The following is a 15,743-nucleotide window of genomic DNA, read 5'->3' on the forward strand; positions in this document are numbered from 1 at the left end:
ACCGACACATAAACTCCGGCCGTTTCACTGGAATACATCAGCTCCAAAAACATTCTCTCCGAATGGATTCCAGAAATGGCAGCACAAACTCGGGCCGGCGTGACTCCGGCAACCCCGGCCGCCGACGGAACGCTCACCCGCAGTCTCGGCCGGGTGGACCTCATCGCCATGGGCGTCGGCACCATCGTGGGCGCGGGCATCTTCGTCACCACCGGCATTGCGGCCGCGACCAAGGCGGGACCGGCCATCGTCCTGTCGTTCGTGCTGGCCGGGGCCATCTGCGCACTGGTGGCGCTGTGCTACAGCGAACTCGCGTCCATGACGCCGCTGTCCGGCAGCGCGTACACCTATACCCGCGGCACGCTGGGCGAGGTGCCCGCGTTTCTGGTCGGCTGGAATCTGCTGCTCGAATACGCGGTCGCGGCATCGGCCATCGCCATCGGCTGGTCCGGATTATTCGGGGCCGCCCTGGATTCCTTGTTCGGAGTGACACTGCCCAAGGCGATTTCCGCGGGCCCCAGCGACGGTGGCGTCATCAATCTTCCGGCGGTCCTCATTGTCGCCGCGCTGATCGGCGTGCTCGTGTTCGAGGTCAGACTCACCGCAGTCGTGGTGAAAACTCTGGTGGCCTTGACCATCGGCGTCCTCGTCCTGGTGATCGCGGTGGGCGCGCCCCACCTGCATCCCGGCAACTGGTCGCCGTTCCTGCCTTTCGGCGTACACGGCATCGCGGCCGGCGCGGCGCTGGCGTTCTTCGCGTATCTCGGTTTCGATGTCGTCGCCACCTCCGCCGAGGAGACCCGCGATCCGCGCCGTGATCTGCCCTGGGGCATCATCGGCTCGGTCGTCATCGCCACCGCCCTCTATGTGGCCGTGAGCGCTGTATTGACCGGTGTCGCACCGTATTCCACCCTCGGCAATGCCGCGCCGGTGGCGACCGCACTGGCCGCCGTGGGAGCCGGGTGGATCGGCAAGGTGATCCTGGTGGCCTCGGTGGTCGCGCTCACCAAGGGACTGCTCATGGTGTGCTACGGCCCGACCCGCCTGGTCTTCGCCATGAGCCGCGATGGCATGGTTCCGAAGGCGCTGTGCCGCACCGGTTCCCGGGGCACGCCCGTCCGGCTGAGCCTGCTGCTCGGCACGGTCGTCGCCGCGGTGGCCGGGCTGCTGCCCATCGGCACGGTGGCGGAGCTGGTCAATATCGGCGCGCTGTTCGCGTTCGTGATCGTGGCCGTGGGCGTGCTCGTCCTGCGCCGCACCGCACCCGACCGCCCGCGTCCGTTCCGGGTGCCCTTCCTGCCCGTGGTGGCCGTCTGCGCCATCGCCGGATGCGTCTGGCTGGCAACCACATTCGAGGCGCTCACCTGGTTGCGGTTCGTGATCTGGAGCGCGGCGGGAGTCGCACTGTATCTGTTCTACGGTCGCAGCCACGCGACCGCCGTCCACGGCCCGACCGCCACTGCTCTCGATCCACCCCAGGTGCCCGATCCGAGCCCGGCACCCGATCCCACCCGGGCGACGGCCGATTCGAGCGCACTGACCACGACCGCGACGGTGACCACCGGCGGTGCCGCGTGACCGCGCAGCTCGACAGCTTCTACCCGACCCGCGTCGACTTCGGGACCCTCGACGAGATCCATCGCGCGGCCGCGACCGCACTGCCCGCCGACGTCCTGGACTTCATGGAGGGCGGCGCGGGCAAGGAGATCACCCTGCGGGAGAACCGGCTCGCCTTCGACCGCTGGCGCATCCTGCCCGCACCGATGAGCGGGGTGGGCGCACCCTCGACCCGCACCGAATTTCTCGGAATGCCCCTGGAGACACCGCTTCTCACCGCACCGTTCGGCGGTGACGCGCTGTTCCATCCGGACGGGCATCCGGCCGTGGCCCGGGCCGCCCAGGCCCGGGGAGCGCTGTCCGTCGTGCCGGAGGCGGGCAGCTTCTCCTATCAGCGGGTACACGCCGCCGCACCGCGCGCCGCCCGGATCGCGCAGGTGCATCCCTTCGGGCACGCGGCCGCGGTCGCGGACCGAGTGGCGCGACTGGGCTACGACGCGCTGTGCGTCACCCTCGACTGCCCGGTCGGCGGCTTCCGCACCCGCAATATGGCCAATCGCTTCGACCCCGACCAGCGGCACTTCGCCGGGAATCTGACCGGCGAGGACGGCGCTCCCGGAGTCGCGGAGATCTTCGGACAGCTGCTCAAACGCGGTGGCATGGTGTGGGATTGGGCCGAGCTGGCCGGCGCCGCCACCGGGTTCGGGCTGCCGTGGATCGCCAAGGGCGTGCTCACCCCCGCCGCGGCCGACCGCGCCCTGGCCATCGGCGCGAGCGCCCTGGTCGTCTCCAATCACGGTGGCCGCCAAGTCGATCCGGCCCCGGCCAGCCTGGACATGCTGCCGCGCATTCGCGCGGCGGTGGGCCCGGAGACACCCATCCTGCTGGACAGCGGCATCCGCACCGGCAGCGATGTGTACCTGGCGCTCGCGCTGGGCGCGGACGCGGTGATCCTGGGCCGCGCGGCCATCTACGGCCTGGCCGCGGCCGGGGAGGCCGGAGTGGATCGGGTGCTGGAGCTGCTCACCGAGGAGCTGCGCACCCTGATGATCCTGTCCGGCGCGGCCACCCTCGCCGAGATCGACGCCACCCGGATCATGCGAGCCGCCCCGTGAGCGCGTTCCCGTTGGCCCGCACCGCGGCCGGGCTCGTGTTCACCTCCGGCCTGGCCGCCGTCGACCCGGACACCCTGACCGTCACCACCACATCCTTCGAGGGCCAGACCGCCGAGGTCTTCCGGCAGCTCGACGCCGCCCTCACCGCGGCGGGCAGCGGCCGCGCGCACGTGCTGCGGCTGGACTGCTACCTGTCCGATCGCCGCTGGTTCCCCGGCTGGAACTCCGCCTTCCACACGCATTTCCCGACGGCCGCACCGGCGCGGATCACCACCGTCACCACCCTGCCCATCGACGGGCTGCTCATCGAAATCCAGGCGATCGCCGTCGCCACCGCTCAGGAAGATCGATCATGACCGCAGTCACCCCGCTCGTCCAACCGCAGTCCGCCCTCGGCGATTTCACCATCCGAGACGTCATCGAGGGCCAGACCGCCGGCCAGCTCATCGTCGCCGCCGACGACTGGGGCTGGTGGGTCACCCTGCTGGGCGGCGACACCGTCGCGCCCACCACCGGCATCCAGCAGACCGTCGCCGAGGGGCTGGTGCGCGCCGGCTTCCTGCTGCGGCGCGGGCGCCGCTACCAGCTCACCCACACCGGCCACGATGTCGGCAAGAACCGCGGCTTCGTGCGGGTGGCGGTGCGCGGGTGGGAACCCACCTTCCGGCAGCTGTCGGACAGCCCGCACCGCGAATACATTCCCGCCGCCACCGAACCCGGCGAGGTGGCTCGCGGCTGCACCGATATCGCGCGGCGGCGGCCGGAGATCTTCGAGGCCATCGGGCGCGCCATCGCGGCCGGAACACCCGGCTGCACCATCGATCTCGGCTGCGCCGACGCCGGGCGGGTGCTGGCGCTGGCCGGAATCGCCGAGCGGGAACGGTTCCTCGGCGTGGACATCGAGGACGGCGTGATCGCCTCGGCCACCGCCGAACTCACCGCGCGCGGGCTCGGCGACCGCATCACCCTGCTCGCCGGATCGGTGCAGCCCGAACCGGAACCGCCCGCCTGGCTGGCCACCGTCGACCGCGATGCCGTCACCACCGCCATGTCGTTCTTCCTGCTGCACCAATTGGCCAGCGACGGTGACGGCATCGCCGCGGTGCTGCGGGGCTGGATGGACTGGTTCCCCAACCTGCGGCGGCTGGTGATCGGCGATGGCTACCTACTCGAGGCCCCGTATTGGACACAGCAGCCGTGGTTCTCGCCCACCTACGAGATCTATCACGCGGTCACCGGCGTGCGACTGTGGACGCGCCAGGAGTACGAGCAGGCCTTCGCCGAACTCGGCTGGTCCGTGCGGCGGCGGCTCGAGGATCACACCATGCTGGTGACCAGCATTCTGGAACGCGACTGACCCGAATTCCCCGGCCAGAGCTCCGGTCGGCTTCGCACATGGCCGGGGCCGGCCCGGGGTAGGCTCGCCGGGTTCGTTCGATGTTGAAGGAGAGTTCGTGGGTAAAAAGAGCCGTCTCGCTTCGGGTTTCGGAGTGATGGCTGCAGGGGTCGCGTTGCTGGGGGCGGCCGCGGGGGTGGCCGGGGCGGAGCGCGCACTGACCGCGCCGGAGCAGGTGTTCGTGAGCTACCTGCAGGAGCGCGGTGAGCTGCTGACCGATCAGGATCAGCAGCTCGCGGCCATCGATGTCGGCAAGGCCGACTGCGCGGCCATCGCTTCGGGCATGACCAAGGAGCAGCTGTCCGAACAGCTTCCGGGTGGGGCGGCCGAGAAGGAGGAGGCCGTACTGTTCCTCGACGCGGCCACCGCGCCGGGGAGCCTGTGCGGCTGAGCCGAGCCGCGGACGTACCGAGCCTGCGGGCGCTACCGGAAACGGCGGCGCCCGCAGGTTTTTTCGGGCCCCGGCGGGTCCAACCTGTACGTCGCGCTGGACCGGAACCGCGGCAATCTGGCACTCGCCCGGCATCGGCTCCGCGACATCGAGGAGAACCTCGAGGTCTGAGCCGTCGGAAAATTTCCGCGGCGGTGTCGTGATCGCGGCAGCCCGTTCGTGTAGAGGGTGAACCCGGCAACCTGGCCGGGCCGCAGCCAAGGAGCGAACATGGGCAGCATCACCGCGGTCGTCAACCTCACCCTCGACGGCGTCATGCAGGCGCCGGGCCGGGCCGACGAGGACACCCGGAACGGATTCACCGGCGGCGGCTGGGCACACCGGTACGCGGACCCGGTCCAGGGGCGCGTCATCGGTGCGCACACGGCCGCGCACAGCGACAGTGGCCTGCTGTTCGGCCGTCGCACCTATGAGGACTTCTTCGGATTCTGGCCGCATCAGACGGACAATCCGTTCACCGAGGTGCTGGACAAGGCGGAGAAGTTCGTCTGCTCCCGCACCCTCGCCGCACCGTTGCCGTGGCACAACTCGACCCTGCTGCCCGGCGACGGGATCGCGGCCGTGCGCGCGCTCTGCGCCCGGCGGCCGGACCTGGATCTGGTGGTCCTCGGCAGCGGCGAGTTGCTGCGCTCCCTCATGCGCGCGGGCATGATCGACGAGTACCTGCTCTCGATCCACCCGTTGACGGTCGGTCCCGGCGCGCGCCTGTTCGACGGCGTCGACGTGGGCACGCTGCGGCTGACCGACAGCGTCACCACGACGACCGGTGTCCTCATGGCCACCTATCGTCCCGCCGGAGAGGAGTCGCGTTGACGGAGTACCTGCTCAGCGTCTACCAGCCCGACGACACCGCGCCGCCGGACAACCTCGACGCGATCATGAGCGAGCTGACGGCACTCGATGCGGAGATGCGGGAGTCCGGGGCGTGGGTGTTCGCGGCCGGGCTGCACGCGCCGAGTACCGCCACCGTGCTGCGCGCGCAGGGCTCGGAGGTACTCGTCACCGACGGGCCCTTTGCCGAAAGCAAGGAGCACATCGGCGGTTTCACCGTCATCCGCGCGGCCGACCTGGACGAGGCGCTGGACTGGGGTCGCCGCATGGCACGCGTCATCGGGCTGCCGATCGAGGTCCGGCCGATCCAGGACAGCTGACATGCTTTCCGGCACAGTCGATGTCGCGGCCGTCTTCGCCGAGCACTACGGCCGCTCGGTGGCCGCCCTGATCCGTGTCTTCGGCGATGTCGATATCGCCGAGGACGCGGTGCAGGACGCCTTCGCGACGGCCGCGCAGCGCTGGCCGCGCGATGGGCTGCCGCCGAGTCCACCCGGCTGGATCATCACCACGGCCCGTAATCGCGCGGTGGACCGGCTGCGCCGCGAGGCCGCCCGCGCGGACAAGTACGCCCAGGCCGCGCTGCTCCGGGCAGAGGGCGAACCGATCGAGGAGGGCGCGGTGCGCGACGACCGGCTGCGCTTGATATTCACCTGCTGCCATCCCGCGCTGTCCCGCCAGGCTCAGGTGGCGCTGACCCTCCGCCTGCTGGGCGGGTTGTCCACGGCGGAGGTCGCCCGGGCCTTCCTGGTGCCGGAAACCACCATGGCGCAACGCCTCACCCGCGCGAAGGGCAAGATTCGCGATGCCCGGATCCCGTACCGGGTGCCGTCCGATGCCGAGCTGCCCGCCCGGCTCGACGCCGTGCTCGCGGTCGTCTACCTGATCTACACCGAGGGCCACACCGCCACCGACGGCGCGCGCCTGACCCGCGCCGACCTGTGCGCCGAGGCCATCCGGCTGACCCGGGTGCTCGCGGAGCTCATGCCGGACGAACCCGAGGTACACGGCCTGCTGGCGCTGTTGTTGCTCAGCGAATCACGCAGTGCCGCACGCACCTCCGGGACCGGCGAGCTCGTGCCGCTCCCCGAGCAGGATCGAAGTCTCTGGGACACAGCCCTGATCGCCGAGGGCCACGCTCTGGTCCGAGAATGCCTGCGGCGCAACCAGCCCGGCCCGTACCAGATCCAGGCCGCGATCAACGCCGTGCACACCGACGCCCGCACCGCCGCCGACACCGACTGGCCGCAGATCCTGGAGCTCTACGACCAGCTCCTCACCTTCACCCCGAGCCCGGTGGTGCGGCTCAACCGCGCGGTGGCCGTCGCCGAGGTCGCCGGACCCGCAGCCGCACTGGCCGAACTGGACCAGTTGGACCTCGACGACCAGCACCTCTTCCATGCCGTCCGCGCCGATCTCCTGCACCGCCTCGGCCGGAATGCCGAAGCCGCACAGGCATACCGCGCCGCAATCGCCCACGCCCGCAACGACACCGAACGCGACTTCCTCATCGCCCGCGCCGAGGCGGCACGCCCTGCCTGACCCGCTCAGCGCTTGGTCAGTCGCTCGACCGAGTCGTCCGGCAGCCCGAACTGCATGTCCGTCTCCGCCTTCAACGCCTCGGCGCGTCCGAGTTCCCGCGAATTCGCGTAGAGCGACTTGTAGATTCGATTCGACCCGGCCGAGTTGGCGGTGATCTGCGCGGCCAGGTGCGCCACGAATTCGTCCAGCCCCTCATCGGGTACCGCGTGATTCACCAGGCCCATGTCCGCGGCCTCGACACCACTGAACCGCCGGGCGGTGAAACTGAGTTCCTTGGCCCGGGCCATGCCCACCCGCTCCGGCAGCCGCACCGACATGCCCCACAGCGGGGCCAGCCCCCACTGACTGTGGGTATCCCCGAATTGCGCGTTCTCCCCCGCGACCAGAAGGTCGCAGGCCAGGGCCAGTTCGAGTCCGCCGGTGAAGCAGTGCCCGCGGATCTTGCCGATCACCGGCGCCGGGAACGCCTCGAGCCGGGCAATGGTCTCCGCCTCATGGTAGCGGGACGCCAGCGCGTCACCGGCGGCGAGCGACTCCAGATCGTGTCCGGCGCAGAAGGATCGGCCCGCGCCGGTCAGGATCACGCACCGGACGTCCGCGCCGGCCAGCGCGTCCAGATGCGCCGCCAACTCCTCGAACGAGGCCGCCGTCAGCGCGTTCAGCTTCTCGGGACGGTTCAGGGTCAGGGTGGCAATGCCATCCTCGACCGTCCGGAGCACGAGCTCAGCACTCATGAGAATTGCCTTTCCTTCGACCAAATCCGGCCAACGCGGCGCAGGCCACCGGCCGGATACCGAATTCAACTGTCTCAGTCCGTCTTCAGGGCTACGGCCGATGATCTCGTCCATGATCTCAGGCAGGCTCGCGCACTACCGATCGGAGATGGCTTTTTCCTGCCGATGTGGCTCACTTGCATCCGTCCTGTGGGTGTCCGTCGCTGTCAACCGCTGACAGTGTTCTGCCAGCGACCGGATGCAGACTGCGAATTCACCTCTTCGAAAGGAATCACGTGGTGACACAGCAGGACCCGAAGATCCGGGCGATCAGCGACTTCTTCGAGGCGTATGCGCGCTACGACTTGGACGGCATGAGGGCGGTACTCACCGACGACATCGCATGGACTATTCCCGGGCACCACGCGCTCTCCGGAACCAAGCACGGACTCGACGAGGTCCTTGCCTTCTTCGCCCAGCTGGCCAAGGCTGGGATGAAGGCCGAGACGTTCTTCCTCGAAGCCAACGCCGAATACGTCGTCGATATCCATCGTGGCTACTCGACCGAGGGCGAGGGCCAGGTCGACACCCTGTGGGCGCTGGTGTGGCACTTCAACTCCGACGGCAAAGTGGACCGCGTCGACAACCTGACCCTCGACCAGCACCAGATGGACACCTACATCTGGAAGAACTTCTCCCTCGCACCCCTGCCCACCCGCCTCGCGACCGCCTGAGGTGCGGCGTTCTATCCGAGGACCATCGGGCACGAGCGAGCCCGTGTAGCAGGTACGGGCAGCGCTGCGGTGTGCGCTGGCGTCCCATTCCGAGTGCGCGATCGGTCGTGGACTGCACCGGCATGACGCACTCACCGCGGCCGGCGTTCCTGGGCTTGCCTTAGCTTGACGTCGAGTTGCACCCCGTCCGGCGGCGGAACCGGCAGTGCGAGTTCGGTTCCGGTGATCGGCGGTCTCTCGAGCAGCCTTCGCCGCATCAGGTCCTGTCGCCCAATGAGCCGAATCGACCGGCGGCCGCATTGCTGGGCCGGTCTGTGCGGCGGCGGCCCGAGTCGAATGCCGGGCGGTGGTATCGGGCTTCCGTTCGGGCCCGGGTGCCGGCGGTCACGGCGCCGCATGACCTCAGCTGCTGTCGGCGATCTGGTTTTCGATCTTGTTGTTTCGAAGTACAGGGGAAAACTACAGTGAGAGTTGTTGTTTCGATTGTCCTGCTGATCGCGGCGGCATTGTGTGCCAGCGGTTGCCGGGTAGGTTCGAATACTGCCGGATCACCCTCAACGGTTGCGGGTGCCACACAGCCGGTAGCCGGCGGCACCGTGCCGAGCACCGAACCAGGTGGTCAGGCACAGCCGAGCACGACCTCTGCCGTGGTCCCGGCCGACTCCGCGACCACGCCCATCGGTGAGGTCCCGGGCTTGCCGAGCGCCGCTGCCGCGTTACGAGCATCAACGACGTCCGCGGCTGAATCCATGGTCACCCCAACCGAACGCCCGATGTTCGACCGAGCCACGCAGTGGCACCGCAGTAGCCTCTGCGCGTTGACTCTCCTCGCACTGACACTGCCGACCGCCGGCGGCTGCGCGAGCCTGTCCGATACCACCTGGGCCGTCCCCCCAACCGCGGAACCCGCGGCCACCACGCCCTGCACAGACGCCGTGCAGGCCGTTGACCCGAGCGACCGAATCGTCGAGCTGATCAACCTGTCTGCCGATGACAAGCTGACGTACAGCCTCGTCCACTACGCCCGAACAACCACCAAACAATGGCGAGCCGCATGCGGACCGAACCTCACCGCGCCGCTCTCCGACCAGGTCACCATCACCTCCATACCCCAATCCGCGATGTGCGGCTTCTCCGTCGACTCGGCACACTGCACCCTCACAGCGATGAAAACCCAAGCAGACCACTGGAGCTCATGGGCCCCGATCGCCACCATTCACATCGCCGACGGGAAGGTCGTCGACATCCGAGAGCAGTACGAAGGCTGACTCGCGGACACAACGAACCGCCTGCGACAAGTTTGCTCGACGACGCGGCGACCCCCGGCTGCTCGCTTCAATCCGGCGGGCTTGTTCTCGACGGCATCGGCGCACAAGGACACGCAGTCGTTGCCTCGGTGAACAGCGGGTCCCGGTTGGCTGCCGCGCCGATGATGGGGGAAGTAAGAATCGCGTCGGGTGGTACATGAAGCCGCTGAAATGCCTTGTGGCAAAATGCCGCCGCGCTTTCATTGTGTCGGGCGACCAGCGGTTTCAGTAGGTTCCAGGCTCGCCGGCCGGGCAAATCGGGCGTCCTCGTCGCGCCTCGTCGCGCCTCGCCCGCGAAGGGCGTGGGTGGCGCTACGGTTCCGCCATGATGCTGCTGCAGCCGCCCACGATCGCGTCAGCGCAGGAGAAGGGGATGATCCTCGATGTGGCCGCTCTCGGCCGCCACGATCCCCTCGGTGCCGACATCCCATACGTACGCGCCACCGACGGCTGGATGTTTCAACTGCCCGAAGAGTTGCGGGAGTGGGCGACGTTCGTCATCGGAGGCAACCTGCACAACCTCCAGGCCGGATACCCGTCGGAGTTCCCGTGTCGGATCGAATTCGGGGTGCGCGACGGCCGCATGTACGCCGAGATGCTATAGCCCGCACAGGGGCCGAGACCGGAAGACACGCTCATGTACCAGGCGACACGATTCTTACCGGCACCCCGGAACCCCGGAACCCCGGAACCCCGGAACCCCAGGGTTTCAGCAACGTGGGCGGAGTCCACGCGGGCGGCACTGGACAACGCGCTGGGTGAGGTCACCCGGCATCTGGGCATCGACCTGCCGGGGTTGCTCGCACACGTCGCGATCGGGCCCGCGGTGCACGAGCCCCGGCCTGGTACTGAATCAAGGGCACAATAGGCGGCATGAGCCTCGGATATGTGCCGGTGACCGTCGAATCCCCCTGCCGCACTTCACCGGAGACCGCCTTCGACATCATCGAGCCGATCGACCTGACCACCATCTTCACGGGAATGGGACCACTGCCCGGGGTCGGCGGTGTCCGTGACCAGTCCGGGCCATGGGACACCGTTGGCAACACTCGCATTCCGGTCCTGTCCGACGGCTCCACAGCCCGCGAACGCCTCATCGCCTACACCCGGCCCCACAGCTTCGCCTACGAAATAACCGATTTCACCGGCCCGCTGCGTCTTCTGGTCGAAAAGGTGCGTGGAGAGTGGACATTCACCCCGAACGGTTCGGATTGCCTTGTCCGCTGGACTTATTCGTTCCATCCACGTCCAGGTCGGTACTGGTTGATCCGCCTTGCGGTCGCACCCGTGTGGCGTCGCTATGCCACCGCCACCCTCGTCCGCGCCGTCCGCGCCGCCGAAGCGGCACTGTGACCCCCGATTGCGGCTCCCGCCCCATCTGTCGAACGAGCCGTCCTCACCGGCTCACGAACGCCGGCAGCGCCACACCACGGGCCTCGTGACCACGGCGGCACCGGGTTGGGCGGCGTAGCCGCCCAACCCGTCATCGGGAATCAGCTACCAGCGCGGTGAATCGGCTGGTTCGTTCCACGAGGGTGGCTCGCCGAGAATCCAACGAGGTTCGACATAATCCCTGATAGGGGTGATCTATCGGTGGCGACGGCTCGCTTTGGACCTGATGTCACGACCGATAGCGCCAGCAGCTGTCGGCGGCCCCCAGTCGCCGTGGCTACAGCGTCGGCAGCGTCGCTACCCAACTCGCTCTCATTGGGTGACGCAGCGAACAGACCGATCAAGCCCGCGATCATGGCCGATAGCGGCGCGGCAACAACCGTGGCATCGTGCCCTGTGAGAAGCAGCAACGGGATGCAGCCAACCAGTTAGGACGGCGAGTGTGAGCATTCCGATGATGAACATCCGTATGAGTTTCGTGCGCTCACGGTCACTCTTTGGAATGAACTGCGTAGACATCGGCGCCGGTCGACGCCCATAACCCGCTGGGTCTGGAGAGTAGAGCCCAGGCGGTTGCTCAGCGAACGGATCGCCCCCCGAAGGCCTGTAGGCGCCCGGGGTCCCTGTGTATATGCGTGAGGTCGGAATGGTGGTGGGTTCGTCGGTGATCCCCACGTCGGCGAACCCTGCGCTTCCTTCACCACGCGGGGATCCAAAGGGTGCCGGGCTACACCGGGCCGTGAACACCGTGGAGTGAGTTGGCGGCTTGAGCGGAGATGCTGACGAGGAACGCCACGAGGGGGCTGGAGGGGCCGGAGTACCCCCATCCGTCCATGTCGATGGGAGCAGCGGGACTGGGCTCGATGGGGATCTCCGCTGCGGCAGGTCCGGCCGCGAAAAGCATTGCGGCGGTAGGCAGTCCGGCCAGAGTCGCGAAGACGGCGATGCGGGTATGGCGGTGTTTCATGAGCCCCGACAGTAAGTGAACTGTTAGTACTTCGCATCGGTTCGAGGTGCCCCCAATGCTGGGGGCGCGGCGTCGCAGCAGCGCGTATCCGGCCAGCGAGCGCCCTTCCCTCGAAAACTCACACCGCCAGCCGCCATCAACCCATCACGTCGGTGATCCCCACGTCGACGACTCCTGCGCTTCCTGGTGACCACCCGAGCTACACCACGCCCCGGGATTCGACCGTGCCAACAACGGATACCTGTGTCGGGTATGGCCAGGCTGATCGAACGGCGCTGGGTCACCGCGAGTGGCCCGCTGGCAGCGGTTGACAGTGCGGTGTCAGCGCCGTCGGGCAGTATCCGCGGCCATGACGGAAATGACAGCGACGATGCGGGCCGCCTACGTCCCGACCGGCCGATGCGATGCGGGAAGTGCGTAACCTGCCCAGGCCGCAACCGGGTCCCGCCGAGGTACTGATCCGGGTGCGGGCCTCTGCTACATCGACACCTGGTCCACCACAGGGTGTTTGGATGGAAGTCGGGGATGGCGTATCGATGCGAGGAGAAATATGAAGGCCAGACCAGTGCTGTTCGCCGCGTTCGCCGCCGCCCTCGTGGCCGCCGCGAGCGGATGCTCGGGCAGCTCGTCGACCCAGGCGGGAACAGCGAGCACGACAGTCGCCGCATCCCAAGCGACGACCGTGCCGGCGCAGGGCAACCAGTCGGCTCCGCCGCCCGCCCAGGCCCCGGGCGGCCAGGACGGCAATCCATCTGCGGGCGAACCCAATTCGCCACAGCCCGCACCTGCCACGAGTGCCGCGACCGACACGCCGCAGCCCACGATCGTGCCGGTGACCACGAATCCGGCACCCAACGGCAGCGGCCACGGACTGTGCTTCGACCTCAATTCCGGGCTCGCCAACTCGGCGATCAAGAGTCTCGCCCCGACCGCGAACGGCGGATGGGGCAATCCGTCGGCGAGCAATGACCCGATCTCGGCGGGCTGCGATGGCGTGCTGTCGTGGATGACGGTGGAATCGGGCAATATTCACCCCTACATCCATGTCCTGTTCTTCACCAACGGCACCTACCTGGGTACCGCGACGTCCAACCCCTATGGCTATACCGAGGTCATCGGAAAAACCGCGAATACCGTCTCGGTGCAGTACAAGTGGGCGAAATCCAGTGACGCCCTGTGCTGCCCGAGCGGCGGACCCAGCGTGGTGACCTTCACACTCTCGGGTGGCAAGGTGGTGGCGAAGGGGCAGTTCCCGCCGAGCAATTGAGCATCGGCCAGTTGGACCAGCAGCGCGTGCCGTGCAGGGATGTCGGGCGACCGCATAGCGCGGACGATCTCGGTGCGGACTTCCTCGGCGGTGCGGGCTCGGGGCGACATCGTCCGGATCAGGACCCGCTGGGTGCCGGAGCCGGGCGACGGCTGCTGTTGTCGACCGTGGCGCTCAGGTAGTCGATGCCCTTCACAGTGTTCCAATCGATGAGTCGGTGTTTGCTGAACCACTCATCCGGGCATGAGGCACTTACCTGTTGGGTGGAGTGGCTGTTGACCACGAACGAGATCTCGTGTGGGCCAACGGTGCCCGTGCACCGCACCCGGGCCTGCACGCGGTAGACGTCGTCGGTGTCGTTGCGGCAACTGCGATCGTTGCACGACACCCCTTCGGCCAGGTCCGTGGCGTTCGCCGCCGGGGCGAGCGCGCCAGCCGCAGCGGCGATCAGAGCGGCAGTCCCCAGACCGACCAGCAACCGTTGAGCCATGCGTGTAACTCCTTATCGACAGTGTCCCGACCCGGGATTCAGCTTGTCGCGCGGGAGGTTCGGCGCGCATCGGGGTGAACCCGGAATTCGTCCGCTCACCCACCCTGATTCGCGGTGAGTGCCGCGGCGACTACCGCGCACAGACGGGCAACATGCGCATTGCGACGAAAGATCCCCGAAACCCCTTGCTCGCAGCGCTTTCCGAAGGCATTGCTCGGCCAAGGGATTCGCACCACCTCCGACATTCCGGGCAGCCCTTCGGCTCCCGCGGCGTTCGGGTGGTGTTGCGATGCGCCTGCACGCAGCAAAAGTGCAGGTAAGGGTGTGCCCTCGGCAGATTCGAACCTGCGAAGCCTTACGCGTCAGAGGTTTGCCGCGATGGACAGATCAGAACCGACCCTGCCCATACTCCTGGTCGGCCAGGTCGGCCTGGGCCTTCTCTTCTGCTGCCGGAGACGGCGCGGTGCTGACCGTCTTGGTCGGGGCGAAGAACGCGGCGGTGACGGCGCAGACAGCTAGCAGGATCACCGTGAGGTACAGCGAATCGGTCAGGGCCGAGGCATAGGGTGCTTTGACGAGGTCGGGGAGGTGCCCGGCTTCGCCGGACGAGGCGGGCAGCGAATGCGCGGCCATGCGCGCGGTGAGAAGCGCGCCGATGCCCGCACTACCGAGCACCGAGCCGACCTGGCGGGTGGTGTTGTAGATACCCGAGGCCGCACCCATCTGCTGCAGCGGGAGGCTGCGCAACGCGGTCGCCGGGAGTGGCGCCCAGATACAGGAGCTGCCGACCCCGCAGAGCACCGACATCAGGCACATCAGCGGGATGGACCCGTACGGGGTGGCAAGGCCGATGAACCACAACACCGCCAGGGTGAACAGGGCGAAGCCGAATGTCAGCAGATAGCGCGGCGCCACCTTGTCCGAGAGCTTGCCTACCACCGGCGACAGAATGGCGGAAACGACTGCCATCGGGGCGAATACCAGCGCCGCCTTCGTCGGGGACAGGTCGCGCACCGCCTGCAGGTAGAAGTACGACGGCACCATCTGGGCCGTCATCGATGCTCCCAGCGCACCGGTCGCCACGTTGCCGAGGGAGAAGTTGCGGTTCCGGAACAGGCCCAGCGGCACCAGCGGTTCGATCTTCGTGCGGCCTTGGTACACCAGGAAGAGCGCGAGGACGACGAGACCGCCGAAGATCAGGCCCCACACCCAGCCCGCCCAGTGGTAGCTGTTGCCCTCTTGGATGCCGAACACCAAGGCCGACATTCCGATCGCGACGACGATCACTCCGGGGATGTCGAAGCGGTGATCGTTCGTCGGCAGCGCCGGAACCAGCCACACGCCCAATGCGAATGCGAGCAAGCCGATCGGCACGTTGACATAGAAGATCCACTGCCAGCCGCCGTTGTCGATGAGCGCACCGCCGAAGATCGGGCCGATCAGCGTCGCGATGCCCGCCACTCCGCCCCATACGCCCATCGCCGCGCCGCGCTTGTCCCAGGGGAAGATTCGGCCGATCACCGCCATCGTCTGCGGCGCCATCAACGCGGCGCCGAGCCCCTGCACTGCTCGTGCGGCGATCAGCGAGCCGATGCCGCCGGCCAGGCCGCACCACAGCGACGCCAGGGTGAAGACCGCAAGTCCCCCTAGATACAGGTATTTCGGTCCGAAACGGTCGCCGAGGCGGCCGGTGATGAGCAGCGGCACCGCAAAGGTGAGCAGGTAGGCACTGGTCACCCAGATCACCTTGGACATGTCGGTGTGCAGGCCGTTCATGATCGCCGGGTTCGCCACCGCGACGATGGTCATGTCCAACAGGATCGTGAAGTAGCCCACGCACAGCGCGCCCAGTGCCCCCCAGGGGCTGCGTTCAGTCGTCATATCCCCGCCCTCGATTTCTATGTTGATCGACACAGAAATAGGTAGCAGCGCTCCGGAAGCCGCGTCAAGAGATATCTTTAATGGACGACACAGAATTCGT

General features: G+C 67.8%; 18 protein-coding genes. 13 read left to right on the plus strand and 5 right to left on the minus strand.

All coding sequences use genetic code 11. The features are described 5' to 3' along the window. The first annotated feature begins 75 nt into the window (after positions 1-75). The 8 genes from ACWEQQ_RS25310 to ACWEQQ_RS25345 all read left to right on the plus strand — a co-directional run bounded on the left by ACWEQQ_RS25310 (position 76) and on the right by ACWEQQ_RS25345 (position 6,892). A complete protein-coding gene (locus tag ACWEQQ_RS25310; RefSeq protein ID WP_452349932.1) occupies positions 76-1,578 on the plus strand; it encodes an amino acid permease in 1,503 nt (500 codons plus the stop codon). Beyond that, positions 1,575-2,672, plus strand: coding sequence for an alpha-hydroxy acid oxidase (locus ACWEQQ_RS25315; protein WP_452340557.1), 1,098 nt, complete (start codon positions 1,575-1,577; stop codon positions 2,670-2,672). Before ACWEQQ_RS25310 ends, ACWEQQ_RS25315 begins: the two co-directional genes overlap by 4 nt. Further along, positions 2,669-3,028: a RidA family protein gene (locus ACWEQQ_RS25320; RefSeq protein ID WP_452340556.1), complete on the plus strand. Its 360-nt coding sequence runs from the start codon at positions 2,669-2,671 to the stop codon at positions 3,026-3,028. The genes ACWEQQ_RS25315 and ACWEQQ_RS25320 overlap by 4 nt, the downstream gene beginning before the upstream one ends. Next, entirely contained in the window at positions 3,025-4,029 is a 1,005-nt protein-coding gene (locus ACWEQQ_RS25325) for a hypothetical protein (RefSeq protein WP_452349933.1), read from the plus strand. The genes ACWEQQ_RS25320 and ACWEQQ_RS25325 overlap by 4 nt, the downstream gene beginning before the upstream one ends. Positions 4,030-4,126: 97 nt before the next feature. Next, positions 4,127-4,459, plus strand: coding sequence for a DUF732 domain-containing protein (locus ACWEQQ_RS25330; protein ID WP_354848287.1), 333 nt, complete (start codon positions 4,127-4,129; stop codon positions 4,457-4,459). Positions 4,460-4,729: 270 nt separating this feature from the next. After that, complete coding sequence (locus ACWEQQ_RS25335; protein ID WP_452349934.1) at positions 4,730-5,332, plus strand: dihydrofolate reductase family protein; 603 nt, start codon at positions 4,730-4,732, stop codon at positions 5,330-5,332. Then, positions 5,329-5,670: a YciI family protein gene (locus ACWEQQ_RS25340; RefSeq protein WP_452349935.1), complete on the plus strand. Its 342-nt coding sequence runs from the start codon at positions 5,329-5,331 to the stop codon at positions 5,668-5,670. Before ACWEQQ_RS25335 ends, ACWEQQ_RS25340 begins: the two co-directional genes overlap by 4 nt. Position 5,671: 1 nt before the next feature. Then, positions 5,672-6,892: an RNA polymerase sigma factor gene (locus ACWEQQ_RS25345; RefSeq protein WP_452349936.1), complete on the plus strand. Its 1,221-nt coding sequence runs from the start codon at positions 5,672-5,674 to the stop codon at positions 6,890-6,892. Between the two features lie 5 nt (positions 6,893-6,897). On the opposite strand, the gene ACWEQQ_RS25350 is transcribed toward ACWEQQ_RS25345, so the two are convergent. Next, positions 6,898-7,626: an enoyl-CoA hydratase-related protein gene (locus ACWEQQ_RS25350; RefSeq protein ID WP_433565896.1), complete on the minus strand. Its 729-nt coding sequence runs from the start codon at positions 7,624-7,626 to the stop codon at positions 6,898-6,900. A gap of 278 nt (positions 7,627-7,904) precedes the next feature. Here ACWEQQ_RS25350 and ACWEQQ_RS25355 point away from each other — a divergent pair, with 278 nt between their 5' ends. Next, entirely contained in the window at positions 7,905-8,339 is a 435-nt protein-coding gene (locus ACWEQQ_RS25355) for a nuclear transport factor 2 family protein (RefSeq protein ID WP_452349937.1), read from the plus strand. A 619-nt stretch (positions 8,340-8,958) separates the two neighbouring features. Here the strand turns inward: ACWEQQ_RS25355 and ACWEQQ_RS25360 are convergent. Next, positions 8,959-9,090 carry a hypothetical protein gene (locus ACWEQQ_RS25360; RefSeq protein WP_452349938.1) on the minus strand — a complete coding sequence of 44 codons (132 nt, stop codon included), beginning with the start codon at positions 9,088-9,090 and terminating at the stop codon, positions 8,959-8,961. A 67-nt stretch (positions 9,091-9,157) separates the two neighbouring features. Between ACWEQQ_RS25360 and ACWEQQ_RS25365 the strand changes: the two genes are divergently transcribed. The 3 genes from ACWEQQ_RS25365 to ACWEQQ_RS25375 all read left to right on the plus strand — a co-directional run bounded on the left by ACWEQQ_RS25365 (position 9,158) and on the right by ACWEQQ_RS25375 (position 10,999). Beyond that, a complete protein-coding gene (locus ACWEQQ_RS25365; RefSeq protein WP_452349939.1) occupies positions 9,158-9,607 on the plus strand; it encodes a hypothetical protein in 450 nt (149 codons plus the stop codon). 364 nt (positions 9,608-9,971) lie between these two features. Then, positions 9,972-10,250, plus strand: a complete 279-nt coding sequence (locus ACWEQQ_RS25370) for a hypothetical protein (RefSeq protein ID WP_040861380.1) — start codon at positions 9,972-9,974, stop codon at positions 10,248-10,250. A 269-nt stretch (positions 10,251-10,519) separates the two neighbouring features. Beyond that, positions 10,520-10,999 carry an SRPBCC family protein gene (locus tag ACWEQQ_RS25375; protein ID WP_452340546.1) on the plus strand — a complete coding sequence of 160 codons (480 nt, stop codon included), beginning with the start codon at positions 10,520-10,522 and terminating at the stop codon, positions 10,997-10,999. A gap of 766 nt (positions 11,000-11,765) precedes the next feature. Here ACWEQQ_RS25375 and ACWEQQ_RS25380 read toward each other — a convergent pair. After that, a complete protein-coding gene (locus ACWEQQ_RS25380) occupies positions 11,766-12,005 on the minus strand; it encodes a hypothetical protein (RefSeq protein ID WP_452349940.1) in 240 nt (79 codons plus the stop codon). A 550-nt stretch (positions 12,006-12,555) separates the two neighbouring features. Here ACWEQQ_RS25380 and ACWEQQ_RS25385 point away from each other — a divergent pair. Then, positions 12,556-13,272 carry an LppP/LprE family lipoprotein gene (locus ACWEQQ_RS25385; RefSeq protein ID WP_452349941.1) on the plus strand — a complete coding sequence of 239 codons (717 nt, stop codon included), beginning with the start codon at positions 12,556-12,558 and terminating at the stop codon, positions 13,270-13,272. Between the two features lie 118 nt (positions 13,273-13,390). Here ACWEQQ_RS25385 and ACWEQQ_RS25390 read toward each other — a convergent pair whose 3' ends face one another. Together ACWEQQ_RS25390 and ACWEQQ_RS25395 are read right to left on the minus strand one after the other, a co-directional pair. Then, positions 13,391-13,762: a hypothetical protein gene (locus ACWEQQ_RS25390; RefSeq protein ID WP_452349942.1), complete on the minus strand. Its 372-nt coding sequence runs from the start codon at positions 13,760-13,762 to the stop codon at positions 13,391-13,393. A 387-nt stretch (positions 13,763-14,149) separates the two neighbouring features. Beyond that, positions 14,150-15,643, minus strand: coding sequence for an MFS transporter (locus tag ACWEQQ_RS25395; protein WP_452350004.1), 1,494 nt, complete (start codon positions 15,641-15,643; stop codon positions 14,150-14,152). Positions 15,644-15,743 lie beyond the last annotated feature (100 nt).

Source organism: Nocardia sp. NPDC004123 (assembly GCF_053603795.1).

What these genes read in the sequence shown, in the direction of transcription:
- ACWEQQ_RS25385 (WP_452349941.1), top strand. Translation starts at nt 12,556, where the DNA reads ATGAAGGCCAGACCAGTGCTGTTCGCCGCGTTCGCCGCCGCCCTCGTG.
- ACWEQQ_RS25345 (WP_452349936.1), top strand. Translation starts at nt 5,672, where the DNA reads ATGCTTTCCGGCACAGTCGATGTCGCGGCCGTCTTCGCCGAGCACTAC.
- ACWEQQ_RS25360 (WP_452349938.1), bottom strand. Translation starts at nt 9,090, where the DNA reads ATGGATTCAGCCGCGGACGTCGTTGATGCTCGTAACGCGGCAGCGGCG.
- ACWEQQ_RS25350 (WP_433565896.1), bottom strand. Translation starts at nt 7,626, where the DNA reads ATGAGTGCTGAGCTCGTGCTCCGGACGGTCGAGGATGGCATTGCCACC.
- ACWEQQ_RS25310 (WP_452349932.1), top strand. Translation starts at nt 76, where the DNA reads ATGGCAGCACAAACTCGGGCCGGCGTGACTCCGGCAACCCCGGCCGCC.
- ACWEQQ_RS25370 (WP_040861380.1), top strand. Translation starts at nt 9,972, where the DNA reads ATGATGCTGCTGCAGCCGCCCACGATCGCGTCAGCGCAGGAGAAGGGG.
- ACWEQQ_RS25380 (WP_452349940.1), bottom strand. Translation starts at nt 12,005, where the DNA reads ATGAAACACCGCCATACCCGCATCGCCGTCTTCGCGACTCTGGCCGGA.
- ACWEQQ_RS25325 (WP_452349933.1), top strand. Translation starts at nt 3,025, where the DNA reads ATGACCGCAGTCACCCCGCTCGTCCAACCGCAGTCCGCCCTCGGCGAT.
- ACWEQQ_RS25335 (WP_452349934.1), top strand. Translation starts at nt 4,730, where the DNA reads ATGGGCAGCATCACCGCGGTCGTCAACCTCACCCTCGACGGCGTCATG.
- ACWEQQ_RS25375 (WP_452340546.1), top strand. Translation starts at nt 10,520, where the DNA reads ATGAGCCTCGGATATGTGCCGGTGACCGTCGAATCCCCCTGCCGCACT.
- ACWEQQ_RS25390 (WP_452349942.1), bottom strand. Translation starts at nt 13,762, where the DNA reads ATGGCTCAACGGTTGCTGGTCGGTCTGGGGACTGCCGCTCTGATCGCC.
- ACWEQQ_RS25395 (WP_452350004.1), bottom strand. Translation starts at nt 15,643, where the DNA reads ATGACGACTGAACGCAGCCCCTGGGGGGCACTGGGCGCGCTGTGCGTG.